This window comes from Actinoplanes utahensis, from assembly GCF_016862455.1.
In the GTDB taxonomy this organism is placed as follows: Bacteria; Actinomycetota; Actinomycetes; order Mycobacteriales; family Micromonosporaceae; genus Actinoplanes; species Actinoplanes utahensis.
In genome coordinates this window covers 37,772-57,565 of sequence record NZ_BOMZ01000027.1, presented here as the reverse complement: position 1 = coordinate 57,565, position 19,794 = coordinate 37,772, and the positions used below count along the sequence as shown (strand labels likewise).

14 protein-coding genes are annotated in these 19,794 nt (G+C 73.6%); 13 read left to right on the top strand and 1 reads right to left on the bottom strand.

The window, feature by feature from the left end:
* Positions 1-33 precede the first annotated feature (33 nt).
* The 10 genes from Aut01nite_RS08920 to Aut01nite_RS08875 all read left to right on the top strand — a co-directional run bounded on the left by Aut01nite_RS08920 (position 34) and on the right by Aut01nite_RS08875 (position 11,398).
* Positions 34-756, top strand: a complete 723-nt coding sequence (locus tag Aut01nite_RS08920) for a class I SAM-dependent methyltransferase (RefSeq protein WP_052164689.1) — start codon at positions 34-36, stop codon at positions 754-756.
* Positions 753-1,097, top strand: coding sequence for a hypothetical protein (locus tag Aut01nite_RS08915; protein ID WP_043533850.1), 345 nt, complete (start codon positions 753-755; stop codon positions 1,095-1,097). The genes Aut01nite_RS08920 and Aut01nite_RS08915 overlap by 4 nt, the downstream gene beginning before the upstream one ends.
* Positions 1,097-1,909 carry a nitroreductase family protein gene (locus tag Aut01nite_RS08910; protein ID WP_043533849.1) on the top strand — a complete coding sequence of 271 codons (813 nt, stop codon included), beginning with the start codon at positions 1,097-1,099 and terminating at the stop codon, positions 1,907-1,909. The genes Aut01nite_RS08915 and Aut01nite_RS08910 overlap by 1 nt, the downstream gene beginning before the upstream one ends.
* Positions 1,910-1,995: 86 nt before the next feature.
* Positions 1,996-2,784, top strand: a complete 789-nt coding sequence (locus tag Aut01nite_RS08905; protein WP_052164688.1) for an ATP-binding protein — start codon at positions 1,996-1,998, stop codon at positions 2,782-2,784.
* A 17-nt stretch (positions 2,785-2,801) separates the two neighbouring features.
* Positions 2,802-4,127, top strand: a complete 1,326-nt coding sequence (locus Aut01nite_RS08900; RefSeq protein ID WP_052164687.1) for a PP2C family protein-serine/threonine phosphatase — start codon at positions 2,802-2,804, stop codon at positions 4,125-4,127.
* Positions 4,128-4,271: 144 nt separating this feature from the next.
* On the top strand, positions 4,272-4,772 hold the full coding sequence (locus Aut01nite_RS08895) for a hypothetical protein (protein ID WP_043533848.1): 501 nt from the start codon (positions 4,272-4,274) through the stop codon (positions 4,770-4,772).
* Positions 4,772-6,145, top strand: a complete 1,374-nt coding sequence (locus Aut01nite_RS08890; RefSeq protein WP_043533847.1) for a hypothetical protein — start codon at positions 4,772-4,774, stop codon at positions 6,143-6,145. The genes Aut01nite_RS08895 and Aut01nite_RS08890 overlap by 1 nt, the downstream gene beginning before the upstream one ends.
* Entirely contained in the window at positions 6,142-7,491 is a 1,350-nt protein-coding gene (locus Aut01nite_RS08885) for a VWA domain-containing protein (protein WP_043533846.1), read from the top strand. Before Aut01nite_RS08890 ends, Aut01nite_RS08885 begins: the two co-directional genes overlap by 4 nt.
* Positions 7,492-7,508: 17 nt before the next feature.
* A complete protein-coding gene (locus Aut01nite_RS08880) occupies positions 7,509-8,621 on the top strand; it encodes an ATP-binding protein (RefSeq protein WP_043533845.1) in 1,113 nt (370 codons plus the stop codon).
* A complete protein-coding gene (locus tag Aut01nite_RS08875; protein WP_204037477.1) occupies positions 8,618-11,398 on the top strand; it encodes a DUF5682 family protein in 2,781 nt (926 codons plus the stop codon). Before Aut01nite_RS08880 ends, Aut01nite_RS08875 begins: the two co-directional genes overlap by 4 nt.
* A 193-nt stretch (positions 11,399-11,591) precedes the next feature.
* Here the strand turns inward: Aut01nite_RS08875 and pnuC are convergent, their stop codons facing one another.
* Positions 11,592-12,302, bottom strand: a complete 711-nt coding sequence (gene pnuC, locus Aut01nite_RS08870; protein ID WP_043533844.1) for a nicotinamide riboside transporter PnuC — start codon at positions 12,300-12,302, stop codon at positions 11,592-11,594.
* Between the two features lie 235 nt (positions 12,303-12,537).
* Here pnuC and Aut01nite_RS08865 point away from each other — a divergent pair, with 235 nt between their 5' ends.
* The 3 genes from Aut01nite_RS08865 to Aut01nite_RS08855 all read left to right on the top strand — a co-directional run bounded on the left by Aut01nite_RS08865 (position 12,538) and on the right by Aut01nite_RS08855 (position 19,511).
* On the top strand, positions 12,538-15,570 hold the full coding sequence (locus Aut01nite_RS08865) for an ABC transporter permease (protein WP_043533843.1): 3,033 nt from the start codon (positions 12,538-12,540) through the stop codon (positions 15,568-15,570).
* Positions 15,567-18,560, top strand: coding sequence for an FtsX-like permease family protein (locus Aut01nite_RS08860; protein ID WP_043533842.1), 2,994 nt, complete (start codon positions 15,567-15,569; stop codon positions 18,558-18,560). The genes Aut01nite_RS08865 and Aut01nite_RS08860 overlap by 4 nt, the downstream gene beginning before the upstream one ends.
* A 297-nt stretch (positions 18,561-18,857) precedes the next feature.
* Positions 18,858-19,511, top strand: coding sequence for an ABC transporter ATP-binding protein (locus tag Aut01nite_RS08855; RefSeq protein ID WP_043533841.1), 654 nt, complete (start codon positions 18,858-18,860; stop codon positions 19,509-19,511).
* Positions 19,512-19,794 lie beyond the last annotated feature (283 nt).

Below are 19,794 nucleotides of genomic sequence, written 5' to 3'. Positions count from 1 at the left end.
ATCCTCGGGTGGCGAAGGAACAGGGCCGACGACATGAGCAGCACCGGTACGACACGCTTCCGTGCGGGCCTGACCTGGCGCGACACCGTGTCACGGGAGCTCATGGACGACCCGGACTGCGACCCCGACCGGCTGGAGCGCACCTACCGGCAGTTCCGTACCGTCAACCGGCTCTTCTCGGGCTGGCGACGCCTCTACCGGCAATGGATCCGGCCCCACCTGGACACGGACCGGCCCACGACGTTGCTGGACGTCGGCTTCGGTGGCGGGGACATCTCGCGTGCCCTCACCCGATGGGCGGCGCGGGACCGGCTGATACTGCACACGACGGCCATCGATCCCGACGGGAGAGCACTCGAACACGTACGCCGGTTGCCGGCAGCCGGCGTCCGGTTCGAGCAGGCGTCGAGTGCGGACCTGGTGGCCCGCGGCGACCGGTACGACCTGGTGATCTCCAACCATCTCCTGCACCACCTGGAGCCGGACGGGCTCGCCGCCCTGCTGGCCGACAGCCGGGCGCTGGCGCGCCGGCTCGTCGTCCACAACGACCTGTCGCGCGGTCGTGCCGGCTACGGCTTCTACGCCGTGACCACGTGGCCGTTCGCGCGCCGCTCGTTCATCCATCAGGACGGGCTGCTCTCCATCCGCCGCAGTTACCGGCGCCCGGAGCTGCAAGCGGTCGTCCCGCCAGGGTGGCAGGTCACGTCGATGTTCCCGCAGCGCCTGCTGCTCACCCACACGGCAGCGCACCGATGAGCGAACGTACGCCGACAGCCCCGCGCTTGATCACCGCCGCGGCCGTGAGCTACCTGTGCAACGCCGCCTTCGGCGCCGCCGTCGCCACCGGAGCGATCGACAACCGGCGCATCCGCTGGGTCCACCACGCCCTGTACGTGGTGACCTCCTCGCTGACCGCGACCGCCCTCGTCGCCGGCGCCGTCGAGCGCCGTACCGCCGGCCTGGCGCTGTTGCCGGCGGCCGGCCCGCTCCTCGCGCTGCCCTATGCCGGCGGGAGACTGCGCCGGCATGCCGCCGTCGCCGGGGCGGCCGCTCCCGCGTACGCCATCGCCCTTGTTCTCGCCTGGAGGAATCGCTGATGGACTTTCTCGATGTGGTGCGCCGCCGGCGGACCACCAACGGCGCGTTCCTGCCCGACCCGGTCTCCGAGGAACACCAGCGCCTGCTGATGGAGGTCGCGGGACGCGCCCCGTCGCAGCTGAACAGCCAGCCGTGGCGGTTCGTGATCGTGGAGGACCGGGAGACGATCGAGACCATCGCGCGGATCAGCGGCGAGAGCATGACCGAGGCGATGTCCAACGGCACCTTCTTCGAGCGCTACAAGCCGTACTTCCGGTTCAGCAAGGACGAGATGGAACGCCGCCGCGACGGGATGCTGTTCGACCGCCTGCCCGCACCGTTGCGCCCGTTCACCAGCCAGGTGTTCACCTCCCGCGGCCAGAAGCTGATGAACGCCATGCGGGTGCCGCAGACCCTCGGCGAGGAGAACCGCAAACTGGTGGCCGGCTCGCCGCTGCTGCTCGGCGTGATGCTGGACCGATCCGAGTACCGGCCCGGGGAGTTGTCGTCGTTCTACTCGGTGTTCAGCATGGGCGCGGCGATGGAGAACGTCTGGCTCACCACCGTCGAGCTCGGCATGGGCATCCAGTTCATCTCCTTCCCGATGGAGGTTCCGGGGCGCTGGGACGAGATCGTCCGCCTGCTCGAGGTGCCCGACGATCTCGAGCTGATGGCCGTCTACCGCCTGGGCTACCTGCCCGAGAAGCAGCGGCGGCCACCCATCGACTGGACGAGTTCCCAGCGCAAGCTGCCGTCGCAGTACGTCTTCCGCGGCACCTGCGCCACCCCTCAGGAGGGCTGGGACCAGATCGGCGCCGAGAGCGCCGGGTGACCCCCGATCGTGATGTCGGCGTTGCGGGGGATCGTCCCGGCGAGCGATGCTGGAATCTGGACGAGGGACGAATCGAAGGACTTCTCATGGCGTACGCCGTGCGTGTCGAGGTCACCGCCCAGGGCACCGTTCGACTGATCCTCGCCGGGTCGGTGATCCTGGTACGGCAGGACGACATCCTGGCGCAACTCGATCCGGCGCTGAAAGCCGAGCCGAGTTCGGAAGTCGTGATCGACCTGAGCGAGGTCACGTCGATGGACTCGTCGGGGATAGCGCTGCTGCTGCTCGTGCGCCGGCGCGCGCGTCGTACCGGCAAGGGTTTCCGCCTGCTCGGAGCTCGGCCCGAGGTGATGAGGCATCTGTACCTGGCGGGTCTCACCCTGCTGCTCGGACTGCAGCCGCCGGCCGACGCCGCTCCGGCGATCATCGATGACGGGGCTCCCGTCGCGCTCGACGGTGCGGACGGCCGCGGCCCGGGTTCGGTGGAGATCCTCGACGAGCGGTTCGACCTCGACAGCATCGCGAAGGTCCGGGCACAACTGTCCGGCTACGCCGTCAGCTGTGGCATGTCGGAGCAGGACCGGTACAAGCTGGTGCTCGCGGCTTCGGAGATCATGGCCAATGCGGTCCTGCACGGTGGGGGCTCCGGCCGCATCACGGTCAATCGCCTGGCCGACCGCCTCCACCTCGAGATCAGAGACACCGGCCGCGGCATCCCGCGACGCCACCTCGGCGACCGCCCGCCGCCGCGTCCCGGGCGGATCGGTTCGCAGGGCCTGTGGATGGCGCGCCAGATATGCGAGCGGGTCGACATCCGCACCGGGCCGGGCGGTACGACGGTGCGGCTCACCTTCGCCGTGTCCACCGACGGCTGAGGATCGGGCCGACCGTCGTGAGCGGCCGTCACGAGCTCGCGACGAGCCCGCTCGCGGCCGGCGTGATCGCGCACCGGCCCGGGCGGGACCTGCTCCTCGAGGCCTATCGAGGGCTCGGCCGCTCGCTCAACCTGCACCGCAACGCCGTTGCCGCCGTCTGCCTGGCCGTACCCTCGCTGGCCCGGACGGCGGTCCTGGTGCTCGCCTTCGACCTGCAGCGGGCGCGGTGGTGGATGGCGAGTGGCGCGGAACAGGACGGCGACCCGTCGGTGGCCGCATCGGGATCGGATCGAGACGACGACGGCGCCGTGGCCGATCTGCCCGACTGGATACGGACGATCCTCTCCCGGGCGGAGAGTGTCCGGGTGCATCCGGTCCCGCGGGGACGACGGCGCCTGCCCGACGGCGGGGAACACGAGGGTCATGGGATGGCCGTACGGCTGACGTGCTCCTACCAGTGCCAGGGTGTGCTGGCGTTGCTGCGCGACGCCGGCCAGCCGGAATTCACCGAGACCGACCGGTCGCTCGCGGTGGAGTTCGGCGCCGCCACCGGCCGCGCGGTGACAGCGGCTCTGCTCTACCACGATCAGGTGCAGGTCGCCGACACCCTTCGCGCGGCGTTGCTGCCCGCTCCGTTGCCGGAGGTCGACGGCATCGAGCTGGCGGCCGTGTACCGGCCGGCTCGCGAGGCCCTCCGCATCGGCGGCGACATGGTTCACGTCGAGCCGCTGACGAGCGGCGGCGCGTTCTACGCCCTGGGCGACGTCTGCGGCAAGGGCATCGAGGCGGCGGTGGCGGGGAACCGGCTGCGGCAGTCCCTGCGGGTTCTGTGCCGGATCACCGGGCAGCCTCGGGACATCCTGAACCTGCTGAACGACGCGACTTTCGATCCCGACGCCACGGAGGCGACGCAGTTCGCCACGCTGATCCTCGGAGTCGTCCAGCCGAGCGCCCACGGCGGCGCCCTGGTGCGACTGGCCGGGGGCGGTCATCCGCCACCACTGATGGTGAGGCGGACCGGCACGGTGAAGGCGATCCGTCTCGGCGGCATGATGCTCGGGGTGGCGAGCCCGGCGACGTTCGCCGAGGCGGCGGTCTGGCTCGCTCCGGGAGACTTCTGCGTGCTCTACACCGATGGGCTGATCGATGCCGAGGGCGGCCCGCACGGCAGGACGTTCGGGACGGATCGGCTTGCCGCACTGCTGGCGGAGTACGCCGACATGCCGGCCGCGCTGGTGGCGGAACGCATCGATCAGCGCATCGGCGACTGGCTGGCCGCGACCGATCACGACGACATCGCGGCACTCGTCATCCGGGCCCGTCAGCGACCCGGTCACCGCTGACACGGCCCGGCGCCTCCAGCCGTTCCGGTGTCCCCTTCCCCGGGGCGCGTCCCGTGCCTCGCCGATGCCGCTGAGCTCGATCGACGCGGTTTTGTCGTACCCCTGGGATAGAACTTCGCACACCTGGTTCGAAGGAGGTCTGTTGTGACAAGCGGGAGCGCCGCCTACGAGCGGCGCAGCGCAGCGCCCGTCATCGCACCCGTGCGGCCGCGGAAACTGGCGAAGGTGCCGTTCGTGGAGCTGGCCGAGGGCCGGCTGCAGGGCGTGGTGTCGAGCGGGTCGGACGTCGAGCGGGTCTACGTCTCGTCGATCACCGCCGGTGACCACGGCCTGAGCTGCAACACCAACAACAACCGGCCTTGCGGCGGCCTCTCCGGCGGCACACGCGCCTGCAACCATCTGCGCGCCCTGGCCGACGCCGCCGTCGCGCAGTACGGGCTGGACCGTGTCGCCCGCTATCTCAAGGTGACGGTTCCGGACGGCTCGGACGATCTCTGGTCCGGCCTGCACACCACCACGGCGCCCAACCGGGCGGCCGAGGTGTTCGCCGGCTTCCTGCGCCACCTGGCCTATCTGGAGGTCCCGTCCACCACCGAGCCGCTGCCCGACCTGCACTGGTTCCCGGCCGCCGGGGCGGTGAGCTGATGCTCGCCGACGCGCTGCGCGCCGCTCCGGCCGGCCTCGACGAGGCGTTCACCCTGATCGACGGCCTCGACGACGCCCTGGTGCACGGCCTGGCCCGGATCGACGAGGAGCGCGCCGCCGCGCTGGAGTCGTTCGCCGCCGCCTTCACCGGGTCACCGCTCGCCGGGCGGGTCACCGACTCGATCGGCAAGATCATCGCGGGGACGGTGACCGACGACCATCTGGCCGTGCTGGCCGGGGCCCGGGCCGCCCTGACCGGCGCCGTGCACGACGCCCTCCTCGACGTCCTCGACGAGGCGCTCGGCCGCACCCGTGAGCCGTGGCCCGCCCCGGCCACCGGGCCCACCACGCCGGCCGCGGGGCATCTGCCGGCCGGCGCCCGGTCCTGGCTGCGGGAGCTGGCCATCGCCGGCTGGCGCGGTGTCGACCACGAGCTCGCCGGCGGCGCCGCCCAGGCGGTCCAGGCGCTGCTCGCCGCCCCGGGCGGCCGCCGTCTCGCCGTGCTGCTCGACGGGTTCGCCGCCGAGCTGCGCAGCGCCGCGCCGGTCGCCGGCCTCGACCGGATCCCGGTGCGCCGCTGGGCCGACCTCTGGGCGCGGGCGATCCTGCTCGCCCACGACGGCTTCCCCGCTCCCACGGCCGTCCCGGCCGACGGCCGGTTCCTGCCGCTCGGCGTCGACCTGCACGAGCACCCCACCGCCTTCCGGGCGCAGGCGCACGGTCTGCTGGAGTCGCCGGACGGGCAGGTGCGGCTGGTCCGCGCCAGTGTCGCCGCGGCCAAGGTGGACACGATCAGCGGCCCGTCCGCCTGGCGGATGCTGTCCGCCTACCCGGTGTTCCTCACGGCGCTGGCCGGGCACCGCGGGGTGGAGATCGCCGGCATGCCGCTCACCCCCGCCGGAGACCTGCTGTGGGACGAGTCGTGTGCGGTGGCCGGCGAGCCGGCCGACCCGTTCGCGACGGCCCGGGTCCGGCTCGGCGCGGTGACCGCCGCGTCCGCTTCGCCGCTCGACCGGCATCCGGCCGCCATCGCCGAGCCGGTGCTGCTGGAGGGCTACACGGCCGGTGCCGACACCATCGACCTGGGCGGCGTGACGCTCGCCGTCGACCATGACCGGCTGCCCGCCGCCGGGCCGCTGACCCCGGCCCTGATCGCCGCCTCCACCGCCTGCCTCGGCCTGCTGCGCTGGGACGGCGGATGGGTCGTGCAGCCGCTCGCCGTGCAGGCCACGGTGCGCAAGAAGCCGGTCGTCGTGCACACCGCCGACTGGGCGCTCGGCCCCACCGAGGCCAAGGCCGCCAAGGCCGAGGCCGCCGCCGGGACCGCCGTCGAGGTGCTGCGCGAGCGCGCGGGAAGGCTGCTGCGGAAATGAGCGCCACTGTCGATCCGGCCGCCTCCGAGCCGGCCGCGGGCGGTGCGGAGAGCCGCCGCCAGGTTCTCTACTGGCGGCTCCTGGCCCGCCTGTTCGACCCCGAGGAGCAGGCCACCCTGGAGTCGGCGAGCGTCGCGATCGTCGGTGACCTCGGCCTTCCGGCGGCTCTGCTCGACCCCGCCGTGTCGGTGGACACCGTGGTGCAGCGGTTCCCACAGCTGGAGGCCGAGTTCGACGGCCTGATGGCGGAGGACTCGACCGCCACCGGCGACCGGGAGGGCGAGGTCCGGCGCGCGGCCCTGGTGTCGAAACTGCTGCTCAACGTCTTCGCCACCGGCTCCGGAAACGTGACCGCCGAGCAGTTGCAGCGCTGGCAGTCCGACGCGGGCTGGTTCGAGCGGTCGATGGGCTGCCGGCCCGGCCAGCTCCGCGGCCGCGCGGCGGGCAGCGACTCCGCCGGTCTCGGCGGCGTCCTGGCCGGCATCGAGGGCGACCTGGTGAGCCGGATGCGGCTGCGCGAGGTGCTCGCCGACAACCGGCTGGCCAAGCAGCTCACCCCGAGCATGTCGCTGATCGAGCAACTGCTGCGCGACAAGGACAACCTGGACGGCGTCGCCCTGGCCAACGCCAAGGCGCTGATCCGCCGTTTCGTCGACGAGGTGGCCGAGGTGCTGCGGACCCAGGTGGCCCAGGCCGGCACCGGCACGATCGACCGGTCCGTGCCCCCGAAACGCGTCTTCCGGAACCTCGACCTGGACCGCACGATCTGGAAGAACCTGCCGAACTGGAGCCCCGAGGACGAGCGGCTCTACGTCGACCGGCTCTATTACCGGCAGACCGCGAAACGGATCGAGCCGGCCCGGCTGATCGTGGTGGTGGACCAGTCCGGGTCGATGGTCGACGCGATGGTCAACTGCACCATCCTCGCCTCGATCTTCGCCGGCCTGCCCAAGGTCGACGTGCACCTGGTGGCGTACGACACCCGTGCCCTCGACCTGACCCCGTGGGTGCACGACCCGTTCGAGGTGCTGCTGCACACCCATCTCGGCGGCGGCACCGACGGCACTGTCGCGCTCGACCTGGCCCGCCCCAAGATCACCGACCCGCGCAACACCGTGGTCGTCTGGATCTCCGACTTCTACGAGTGGCGGGAGCAGGCCGTCTGGGACGGCATGCAGGCCATTCACCGTGCCGGGGTCAAGTTCATCCCGGTCGGCTCGGTCAGCAGCGGCGGCCACCAGAGCGTCAACCCGTGGTTCCGCCAGCGCTTCAAGGACCAGGGCACCCCGGTCCTGTCCGGCCACATCAAGAAGCTCGTCACCGAGCTCAAGAACTTCCTCGTCTGACCTTAGGAGAACCCCTGATGAGTGACATGCTGCGCGCCCCCGCCGAGGTCAAGTACGCCGAGGAGCTGGACTGGCTGGAGTCGGTCGACGACGGCCCGAAACCGTTCTCGTGGCGGCTCAGCCCCAAGATGGTCCGTCTGTTCATCCTCGGCTCCGAGCGCGCCGACGGCCTGGACCGGGAGATCAGCCAGAAGTGGTTCGGCGACCGCAGCTTCGTCGAGCGGGCCATCGTCACCCTCGCCTCGGACCGCGGCCTCCTGCTGATCGGTGACCCGGGCACCGGCAAGAGCTGGCTGGCCGAGCTGCTCGCCGCCGCGATCAGCCGCAACTCCACCCTCGTCGTGCAGGGCACCGCCGGTACCACCGAGGACCACATCAAGTACTCGTGGAACGTCTCGATGGTCATCGCCAAGGGACAGTCCCGTGCCTCGATGATCCCGTCGCCGATCATGACGGCCATGGAGGGCGGGGTGATCGGGCGGTTCGAGGAGCTGACCCGGTCCACCAGCGACGTGCAGGACGCGCTGATCTCCATCCTCTCCGAGAAGTACGTGTCGATCCCCGAGCTGGACGACGACAACATCGTCTTCGCCAAGCCGGGATTCAGCATCATCGCCACCGCCAACAGCCGGGACCGGGGTGTCAACGATCTGTCCTCGGCGCTCAAGCGGCGGTTCAACTTCGTCCGCATCCCGGTGGTGACCAACCGTAAGAGCGAGGCGGAGATCGTCCGGTTCCGCACCGAGGAGCTGTTGCGCCGGCACAACATCGAGCTGGAGGTGCCGCCCACCCTGCTCGACGTGCTGTTGCAGAGCTTCGCCGACCTGCGTGCCGCCGCGGCCGGAGCGGGCAGCGACGACGAGCGGCTGGAGTCGGCGCTGTCCACCGCCGAGCAGATCGGCGTCCTGGAGGACGCGATCCTGCACAGCAACTTCTTCGGCGCCCGCGAGCTGACCGCGGAGACCCTGGCGAGTTCGCTGGTCGGCTCACTCGCCCGGCGCAGTCCGGAGGACCTGGCCATCCTCAACAAGTACTGGCACGGCGTGGTCGAGCCGCGGAGCAAGGAGCAGAGCGGCGAGTGGACCGGGTTCCTGGAGGGCGGCCGCCAGGCGATTGCGACCCTGTCGTGACCAGGCCCTTCGACGCGCTGCGCGAGCAGCTGCTCGGTGCGGCCGAGTCGCTCGCCGGCGGTCCGGCCGCACTGCCGGAGATCCTCGCCGGGATCGTCGACGACGTCGACCACGCCCTGCGGGAGCCGCTGGAGATCTTCCCGGTCTGTCACCACTCGCCCGCCTCCGCGCTGGCCATGCTGCGGCGGCTGCGGGAGAAACAGCCCACGGTGATCTACCTGGAGCTCTGCGAGGATCTCCAGCCGTTGCTGACCGAGCTGCGTAACTGCCGGCTGCCGGTGGCGCTGCAGGCCTTCGCCTCCCAGCTGGACGGCTTCCCCAAGGAGTCGGCCCCGCTCTCGGTGATCGCGCCGATCACCGAGGCCTCCGCGGAGTACCAGGCGATCGCGTACGCGCTGGAGACCCCCGGCGTGGAGCTGGTCCTGGTCGACCGGTCCACCGACCACGTCTTCCAGTGGCAGCCGGACGTGTCGTCGCCGGCCGGGACACCCGAGCCGGAGGAGGACCTGCACGGCGACGCGGTCGGCGTCGAGATCGGCGACCTGCGGCCGCGGTTCGCCGAGTTGGAGGAGCACCTGCTGCACCACGGCCGGGTGCGGCACTGGTCCGAGTGGTGGGAGCAGTACGTCGAGCAGCCGCTCGCCGGCGCCGACCACGAGACGTACCGGCAGGTGATGGTCCTGATCGGCAGCCTGTTCCGGCGGCTGGCCCCGCACGACACCCGGCGGTACGCCGGGGACGAGGACCGGGAACGCTACATGTGGACCCGGATCCGGGAGCACCTGGCGACCTCCGGCGCCGACCCGGCCGACTGTCTGTACATCTGCGGTGCCTTCCACGCGGCAAGCCGGGTTCCGGAGGCCGGCTCCGCCCCCGGGACACCGGACTTCGCGATCACCCCGAGGACCGGCACGACCTGGCTGTACGGACTGATCCCGTCCAGCCACTCGGCGATCGAGGCACAGTTCGGGCTGGCGCCCGGCTCGGTGTCGATCGCGGCTGCGAACTGGCGCAAGCAGCTCGGCAGGCTGCGGCTCACCCCGTTCCGGCTGGACGGCCAGAAGGGCGGCGGCAGGAAGAAGACGCTCCCGGCGCCGGCGGCCGCGTCCGGGCCGGTGACCGACCACCTCTCCGGCTACCTGGCCGGGCCGCCCGCGCTCGACGGGCTGGACGAGGAGGAGCTGCGCGGCTGGTGCGTCGACATCGTCCGGCTCGCCCGCCGCAACGGCTACCTCGCCAGCACCGCCGACGCGATCGCGGTCTTCGAGACGTCGATCCTGCTCGCCGGGATGCGCGGGCGGGTGCGGCCGACGCCGTACGACTTCCAGGACGCCGCGGTCACCTGCATCGAGAAGGACAGCGTGCCGGGCCGCCGCGACGTGCGCCGGCTCTGCGAGATCCTGCTCGGCGGCGACCGGATCGGCCAGGTGGGATACGACGCTCTGCCCCCGCTGGCCCGTGACGTCTACGACCGGCTCGGCCCGCTCGGCCTCAACCTGGAGCAGCGCAGCATCCAGCGGGCGCTGCTCGACCTGGCCGCCCGGCCCGAGCTGGCGGCCTGCTCACAGCTGCTGTGGATGCTGCGATATCTGCTGCCCGACCAGGCGGTCCGCCCGATCATGGGCAGCCGGCGGCTCGGCGAGAAGCACATCCAGGAGAGCTGGGACCTCGATCTGGGCCGCAACCAGCGGGCCGTCATCGAACTCGGCTACGAGGGCGTCACCGTCGAGCAGGTCCTCGAGCAGCGGTTGCGCCGGGACGCCTGGGATCCGAAAGCCACCGCCGCCACCGCGCTGAAAGCGGTCGAGAACAGCCTGCTGTTCCTGGAGAGCCCGCGCCTCACCGACGAGCTGGGCGCCCGGGCGATCGAGCTGCTGGCGGCCGAGCGCACCGTCGACGACGCGCCGGACGTGCTGCGGCGGATCCGGCGGCTGCTCGCGCACTACCGCGCCACCACGCCGGTGCTGCCGGCCTGGTGCGAGCGGTTCGTCACCGAGGGGTACGCGCACTACTGCACCCTGCTGCCGACCGCCTTCGTCGAGGAGGAGACCGGGGTGCGGCAGGTCGGGGCGATGCTCGGGTTCCTGTTCGGGATGGAGAGCCTGGCGCTGTCGCTGGGCTGTGACCGCACCCAGCTGGAGATCGCGGTCCGGCAGTCGCATCCCGAGTCACCGGCCAAGATCGCTCTGCTCTGGGCGGCGCGACACCAGCTCGGCGCGCTTCCGCTGGCCGACCTGCGGGTCCGGGTCGACGAGCTGCTCGGCAATCCGCTGGTGGTGCCCGCCTTCCCGCAGTACGTGAGCGGCTTCGTGCAGGCCCTCGAACCGGTGCCGAGGCTGGCGCCGTTCGTGGTGGAGACGCTGTCCAAGGCGTTCGGCCGGCTGCCCGATCCGGTGCTGCTGCCCTGGCTGCCCAACCTGATCACCACGTTGCGGCAGCAGGCGGCGGAGCTGGTGCCGGTGCTGACCAGGGAGGCCGGCCGCACGTTCCCGGGCGGTCTCGCCGCCCTGGACGCGTGGACGCCACCCTGGAAGGCCCCGCCCCGCCGGCGGCCGTCGGCGGGGCCGGCCGGCCCGGCCGATCCGGTGGCGGTGTTGCTGAGGGCGAACCGGATGGTGCCGGACGCGGTGGTGGCGCTGTTCGGCTGCGAGGGCGACTGGACGCCGGTGGAGACCGGTCTCCCGGCGGGGTCCGGTGGGGACGGGGTGGCGGTGGCGGGGCTGCTCACCGCGTACCCCCGAGCGGCGGAAGCCGTCGCGGACCTGGTCTGCCCCTGACCACGGAAACCCCGGCCCGGCGGCGAGGGGGCCGCCGGGCCGGGGAGTGCGGGGCGCTACTCGAGGTACGTGGTGGCGGAACCGATCTTTCCGGGAGCGGGGCCGGTCGGACCATCGCCGGGGTATGCCGAAAGGGCGTGACGGCACTGCGCTGTCACGCCCTTTCGGGGAGGCCGGTCCATCGATTGTGGTGTCAGGCCAGAGCAGGTGTCGGCCCGGACGGCGCGGCGGACGCGGCGCGGGAGATCCGCAGCCAGACCACGAATCCCCAGATGACGAACGCGGCGTAGACGGCGTAGAGGATCGCCGACGGGTAGTAGCCGAAGTGCAGCAGCTCGGGCACACCGACCAGGTCCACGGCGATCCAGAACAGCCAGAACTCGACCCAGCCGCGCGCCATCGCGTAGGTGGCGAGCATCGACCCGACGAAGATCCACGAGTCGGCGAGGTAGTACCACCAGGGCACCGGGAAACCGGCCCCGACCTCGCGGAAGACGAAGAAGAAGAGCGCCACCGAGGCCAGCGCCAGCGGGATGAGGATCGCCCGCTGGCGTGCGGTCGCCCAGTGCGGGACCACCGCGGTGCCGTTGTCACGGCGCCGGTTGCGCTGCCACGCCCACCAGCCGTAGACGCTGGTGGCCAGGAAGAACACCTGCCGGGCGGCCTGGCCGTAGAGCGGGGTGCCCTGGTCGTTGCCGAGCGCCTGACCCAGGAAGACGGTGAGGAGCAGGAGATTGCCGATGATCCCTACCGGCCACGCCCACGCGTTACGGCGCAGCCCGAAGAGCGCCGAGCCGAGCCCGAAGGCGTTGCCGACGATCTCCCGCCAGTAGATCGCCTGGTCGGCGGTCACCTGCCACTTGGCCGTGTAGAAACTCGTCAGCAGCTGATCGATCCAGTCCACGGTCCAGGTAAGCGCGCCGGGTCTCCCGGTATTCCACGCGCGGGCATAGTGAGCCGGGTGACATGGCCCCATCGGAACGGCCGTCCGGCCACCGACATCGTGGTGTCGGGCGGCGGGCTGTACGCCTACCTGAAGCGCCGCGGCGGCATATGAACCGGTTAAGCAAACTCTGTCCACACGGGTCCCCGAGCGGCCTCCCGATCGCGTAACGTCGCCCCCGAACCGGGGAGGGTGGATGTTCGCGCTCGTCATCGGCGCGGTACGAGCCCGCGCCGCGCAGGTGCTCACGATCCTCGTGCTGACCCTGCTCGCGTCCGCCGTCGCCGTCGCCGCCCCGTGGTACGGGTTCGCCGCCGTCGGCACGAGCGCGCAGGCCTATCTCGACGTCGCCACGGCTGGTCAGCGGACCATCTCGGTGGCGAACCGGGTGGACCTCCAGGACGACCCGGCCGCGCGGCTGCGCCGGTTCACCAGCGAGGTGCGCGAGGAGCTGCCGGCCGGCATCGGCGACGGCGTCACCGGGATGATGTGGCCGCTCCGGGTGCAGACCGGGGCGGCCTTCACCACCCTGCCGGTGGCGTACCGGGACGACTTCTGCGCCCACGTGCGGCTGGACGGGGCGTGCCCGGCCGCCCGCGGCGAGATCGCGCTCAGCCGCCGGGCGGCCGAGCGGGCCGGCGTCGGGATCGGCGGCTCGCTCACCACCCTCGGCGACGGCTCCGACGGCCCGATCCGGCTGCGCGTGGTCGGGCTCTACACCCTGACCGACCCGGCCGGGACCTACTGGCACAACCGGATGTTCCGCGGCGAGACCAGCCTGGACCCCGCCTTCACCACGGTCGCCACCTTCACGCACTGGGAGCTGCGGACCCCGAACATGGCGTACGACGTGGACGTCCCCGCCGCGTTGTTGCGCGGCGACGGCGGCCTCGACCTGGGCACCGAGATCACCGACGCCGACCGGCGCCTCGGCCGGGCACAGAACCGGCTCACCACCGAGGCCGTCTCCCTGCACCAGGCGATCGTGCGGGACCGCGCCACCATCCTCAACGGCGTCCTCACCTCCGGCGCCCAGCTGCTGATCCTCACCCTGTTCGCGATCGGCCTCGCCGGGTGGTACACCCTCCGCGACCGCCGCGCCGACGCCGCCCTGCTCAAGCTCCGCGGGATCAGCCGGTTCGGCCGCCTGCGCCTGGCCTGGGGCCAGCATCTGGTGCCGCTGACCGCCGGTGCGCTGGTGGGAGTCCCGGCCGGCTACCTGCTGGCCCGGGCCCTGGCCGGACCGGTGCCGGTGGTCCCCGACCGGGAGTCGGCCCTGACCCAGAGCGTGCTCGCGGTGGGCGCCGTGCTCCTCGGCGGCCTGGCCGTGCTGGCCGCGGTGGAGGCCGCGGTGCTGGGCCGGCCGGTGTCGGCGCTGCTCCAGCGGACCCCCACCACCGGCGGCGCCTGGCGCCCCGCCCTGATCGACATGCTGCTGATCGCCGTCGCGGTCGCCGCGATCTATCAGGCCCGGTCCGGCCGCCCGTCGGACGGGCTCGGCCCCGCCGCCCCCGCCCTGATCGCGCTCACCGTCGCGCTGGTCACGGCCCGCCTGCTGAGCCGGGCCGCCGACCGGGGCGGCGGCGCCGCGCTGCGCTCCGGCCGGCTGCGAACCGGCCTCACCGCCCTGCGGATCTCCCGCTCGCCCGGGACCGACCGGGTCTTCGCGCTGGTCGTGGTGGCGGTCGCGATGTTCGTGACGGCGGCCGGCGGCTGGGGCGCGGAGACCGACGCCCGGCTGGCCCGCAGCGGCGCCGAGCTCGGCGCCGTCCGGGTGCTGACCGTCGAGGCCGCCAACCGGACCGCCCTGCTGCACGCCGTCCACAGCGCCGACCCCGGCGGCCGGGAGGCGATGGCCGCCGTCCGCAACCGTGCCGACGTCCTCGACGTCCTCGAGGTGGACACCGCCCGGCTCACCGCCGTGACCTCCTGGCGCCCGGAGTACGGGCCGCCGGCCGCCCTGCCGGACGCGGTGGCCGGCGCCGCGCGGCCGCCCCTGCCACTGGTCACCGGGGACCGGCTCACCCTGCGGGCGCAGCGGGCCGGCCGGTCCGACGTGGCCCTGTGGCTGCGCCTGCAGCACGAGAGCACCGGCGAGGCGGTCACCGCCGGCTTCGGGACGCTGCGGCCCGGCGACCAGACGATCACCGTCCCGGTGGCCGGCTGCGCCACCGCGCCCGGCTGCCGCATCGTCCGCTGGGAGATGACGAGCCCGCCGGACGCCGACGGCCGGTTCCGGCCGCCGCCGGACGGCGCCTCGATCACGGTGTCCGGGCTCGGCCAGGGCGGCTCGGAGTCCGGGCTGCTGGACGCCGCCACGCTCGGCGACATCCGGCGCTGGCGGGCCGGGACCGTGGGCGCGGCCCTCGACCTGTCCACGGCGGACGGGCGGCTGCGGCTCGCCACCGACCCCAACGAGAACAGGCGAGGCCCGGTGGGCGTCCAGGCGTGGGCCTCCGACTCCCTGCTGCCACTGCCCGCCCTGCTGGCCGGGCCGCTTCCGGACGACTGGCGCGAGGCGGACCCCGCACTCGATACGTACGGGGAACCGGTGCCGCTACGGGTCGCCGCCACCGTGGGCGCGCTGCCACTGATCGGCCGCGGCGGGCTGATGATCGACCTGGACACCGCCCGCCGGGTGGCCGCCGAGGCCGAGTCCACCGGTCAGTACCAGGTGTGGCTGGCGCCCGGCGCCCGGCCCGGCATCGTCGCCGACCTGACCGCGGCCGGGCTCACCGTCACCGCCGACTCGACGGTGGCCGCCCACGCCGCCCGCCTCGGCGCCCAGGGCCCCGCCGTCGTCGTCCGGTTCGCTCTGCTCGCCGGCGTCGCCGCGCTGCTGCTCGCGGCCGCCACCGTCGCGGTCGCCGCCTCGGTGGACCGGCGCTCGCTGACCGACCAGTTCGCGGCCCTGCGCGCCCAGGGCCTGCCGCGCCGGGTCGCGATCACCACCGGGTACGCCGGCGCCGCCGCGCTGATCGTGGCCGGCCTGCTCGGCGGCATCCTGGCGGCGGTGCTGGCGGTCGCGCTGATCGGCCGGACCGTGCCGCTGTTCGCCGACGGCTGGGCGGTGCTGGAACCACCCGCCCCGCTCAACCCCGGGACCACGGCACTGGCGGTGCTCGCCGCGTGCGCGGTGCTCGGGCTGACCGCCTGGGCGGCCCTGCTGCCGCTGCTGCGCGGCCTGCGTGACAGCACGCCCACCGGACGTGCGGAGAGTGGCCGATGATCTCCTTGGTTCTCGCGATGCTCTGGCGCCGTCGTGGGCAGGCCGGCACGCTCGCCCTGCTGTCCCTGCTCGCGGTCGCCTCCGCGGTCGCCGCCCCGGCCTATCTGATCGCCGCCGAGCGGGCCGTCGCCGCCGGCCAGATCGAGACCGCCGCCACCAGCGAACTGACCATGGTGACCAGGCGCAGCCTCGACTCCATCGACGACCCGTCCGGCCGGGCCGGGATCGACTTCCCGGACGCCGGCAAGGTGCTGCTCAACCTGAACGGCTTCACCTACTACCACTCCGCCGAGGTGCCGGCCGTCGGGCTGGAGAAGAGCATCGAGTTCCCCACCCGGGCCGTCTACCGCCAGGGGATCTGCGACCACGTGCGGATCGTCAGCGGGCGCTGCCCGGCGGCCGAGGGCGACGCGCTGGTCGGCGAGGACACCGCGCGACGGCTCGGGCTGGCCGCCGGCGACGTCATCGCGTTGCGGGCGGCCCGGCAGAACGACCTGACCAATCCGCCGACGTGGACGGCCGAGGGCGTGCCGAAGACGATGACGGTGTCCGGGACGTACCGGCCGGTCGACTCCACCGAGGCCTACTGGGGGTTGCACGGGTACTTCGTCGGCGGGCCCGGGATCGGCAGCGGCGAACCGGTCTTCACCAACCACGAGACTCTGGAGACGATGCAGCGGACCGTCACCACGATGGCGATCGACGGCATCGCCGAACCGGGGACGATCGACATCGACCGGCTCGACCAGTTGCGGGCGGACCTCGTACGGATCAACACGACCTCCGACGACCTGGACCAGATCCAGTTCAGCAGCGCCATCCCGCGCCTGCTCGACCGGATCGACGAGGGCCGGGCCGCGGCCCGCCTGCTGGTGCCGGTCATCGCGGTGCCGCTGGTGCTGCTCGCCTGCTTCACCATCTACCTGACCGTCGGCTACGGCGCCGAGGGCCGGCAGAGCGAGCTCGCCGTCGTCGCGTTGCGCGGAACCCGGTGGTGGACCCGCTGGTGGCTGGCCACCGGGGAGAGCCTGATCGCGGTGCTGGCCGGGGCGGTGGCCGGCTGCCTGACCGGCCAGCTGCTGGTCAACGCGGCCGCGGCGGCCCTGTTCCCCGGGGTGGGCGCCGACCCGGCGTTCTCCTCCCTGCGGTACGCGCCACTGGCCGCCGTCGCCGCCCTGGTCGCCGCGGTGGTGGCACAGCGACGGCAACTGACCAGCTCGGTGGCCGGCCTGCTCCGGCGCACCCCGGCCACCGGCCGCCGCCGGGTCGCCGCCGCCGAGGCCGTGGTGGTGGTCCTCGCCATCGCCACCGGTGCCCAGTACGCGCTCGCCGACGAGCCGCTCACCGGAGTCGGGATGTTCGCCCCGGCGCTGCTCGTGCTGGCCCTGGCCCTGGTCGCGGCCCGGGCTCTGCTCCCGCTGGTGAACCGGGGAGCGGTGGCCGCCCTGCACCGCGGCCGCCTCGGGTTCGCGCTCGCCGGACTCCAGCTCTCCCGCCGCCCCGGCGCCGGCCGGCTGTTCGCCCTGCTCGTCGCCGCCGCGGCGGTCGCCGGGTACGCCGCCTCCGCGGTCGACACCGCCGCCCGGGGCCGGGAGGTCGAGGCGATGCTCGGCACCGGCGCCGATCGGGTCCTCACCGTGAACCCGGTGACCAAACGCAAGCTGATCGACGCCGTCCGGGCGGTCGACCCGGACGGCAGGTTCGCGATGGCGGCCGTGAAACTGCCCGCCGGCGCTCAAACGCCACCCGGGTACGCGGTCGACTCGGAACGGCTCGCCACGGTCGCCGCCTGGCCGGAGGACGGGCCGGACCCGGACGACGTGCACCGGCTCCTGCACCCGCGGGCAGCCGATCCACCCCTCTTCACCGGCCCGGAGATCACCGCCGACATCACCTACACCAGCGGTGGCGCGCCGCTGCGGCTCACGTTCTCGCTGTCCTCGACGGCCGGGCTCGGCGACGGTCTGCTGCAGCTCGGCGAACTGAGACCGGGCACGCACACGTACCGCCACCAGGTCGCCCTGTGCGCCCAGGGCTGCCGGCTCAACGCCCTCTCGATCACCGGTGGCGACGCCGACACCCCCACCGTCAGCGGGCAGGTGGTGATCCGCGGACTGAACACCGGGCAGCCGGCCCCGCTCACCGACCCGGCCCGCTGGCGGCCCACCGAGGAGGCCAGGCTGTCGGCGGCGCCGGACGGGCTGCGAGCCGACGTCACGGTTCCGGCCGACGGCGCCGTCGGCGCCTGGATCCAGCCGGTCGCCACCCCCTATCCGGTCCCGATGGCGTACGCCGGACGCGAACTGAACGACGTCACCGTGACCGGCGTCGCCCCGGCGCCGGTCCCGCTCACCCCGGTCGCGGCCCTGCCCGCCGTGCCCGCCGCCGGACGCCAGGCCGCCCTCGTCGAGCTGGACTACCTCGACGTGCTGTCGGCCGAACCGAAGGAAGCCTCCGAACCCCAGGTGTGGCTCAACGCCGCGGCGCCCGCCGACATCGCCGACCGGCTCGCCGGCCAGGGACTGTCCGTCGCCTCCGACGCGCCGGCCGCCACGGTCCGGGCCGGGCTCGACCGGCAGGGCCCGGCCGTCGCCCTCTGGTTCCACCTGATCGCCGCCGTCCTCGCCGGGCTGCTCGGCGCCGGCGCGCTGGCGCTGACCGTGGCCGTGGACCGGACCCGGCGCGCCGAGGACCTGACGGCGCTGCGGATCCAGGGACTCCGGCGGGGCCCGGCGTCGCAGGCGACCCTGTGGACGTACCCGGTGCTGGTCACCATCGCCACCGGCGTCGGCGTGCTGGTCGCCCTCGCGGCGTGGCGCCTCACCGGGTGGGCCCTGCCCCTGGCCGGCCTCACCCCACCCGACCTGCCCCTGCCCACCTGGCCACGCCCGTCCGCCGTGCTCGCCGCCGCCGGCACCGTCCTCGTCGTCGAGTTCCTGGTCGCCCTCTTCAGCGGCCGCAACCTCCGCCGCCGGATCGAGCGCCCATGACCGCCCTCCCGCGCCGCCGAATCGAGGGCCGATGACTCGCCCTCCGGTGCCGTCGCCTCGCCATCGAATCGAGGGCCGACGACTCGCCCTCCGGTGCCGTCGCCTCGCCATCGAATCGAGGGCCGACGACCCGCCCTCCGGTGCCGCCAGCTCGCCACCGAATCGAGGATCGATGACCCGCCCTCCCGCGCCGCGCTCTCGCCCCTTCGCGCCGGCGGAGAATGCGGCGGGCGCAGACCGGTGAGCGGCGCGGAGATGAAGGCAGCCGGCGCGGATGCTGAAGGAGAGGGGACGGCGATGGGGACGCTGACGGTGGAGGGGGCGGATCTGGGGTACGGCGACGGCCCGGCGGTGCTGAGCGGGATCACCGTGACGGCCCGGCCCGGGGAGGTGCTCGCGGTCACCGGGACCTCCGGAGCCGGGAAGACCACGCTGCTCAACGCGATGGCCGGGGCGCTCGCGACCCGATCCGGGACGGTGACCGTGGACGGCGTCCCGCTGACCGGCCGGGATCATGCCGTGTCACTCGGTGTGGTGCTGATTCCGCAGGACAACGGGCTGGCGGCGATCCTGACCGCGGCCGAGAACGTCTCGGTGGCGGTGATCGCGACCGGTGGCTCACCCGCCGACGCGCGGCGCCGGACCGCCGAGTCGCTGGATGCGCTCGGACTCTCCGGCCAGGCGAACCAGCTGATCGACGAGCTGTCCGGTGGCCAGCAGCAGCGCACCGCCCTGGCCCGCGGCCTGGCCCTGCGCGGCGACGTCGTGCTGGCCGACGAGGTGACCAGCGAACTCGACGCCGCCAACCGCCAGCGCGTCCTCGACCTGCTGCGCGCCGAGGCGGCCCGGGGCGCGGCCGTCGTCTTCGCCACCCACGACCCGGAGGCGGCCGCCGCCTGCGACCGCGAACTCCACCTCGCCGACGGCGCCGCCACCTGGCCCCGCCCCTGACACCCGCGTTGCGGGCCCCGCCCCGCGCTGCGGGCCCCGCCCCGGCTGCGGGACCCCCTCCCGGCTCGCCCCGCCCGGCTGCGGGCCCGGCCCCGCGCTGCGGGCCCCGCCCCGCGCTGCGGGTCCCGCCCGCCGCGGACCGCGCTGTGGGCCCCGCCCCGGCCGCGGACCGCGCTGCGGGCCCCGCCCCGGCTGCGGGACCCCCTCCCGGCTCGCCCCGCCCGGCTGCGGGCCCGCCCCCGACCCGGCTACGGACCCGGACCTGGGCCTGGCTGCGGCGGCG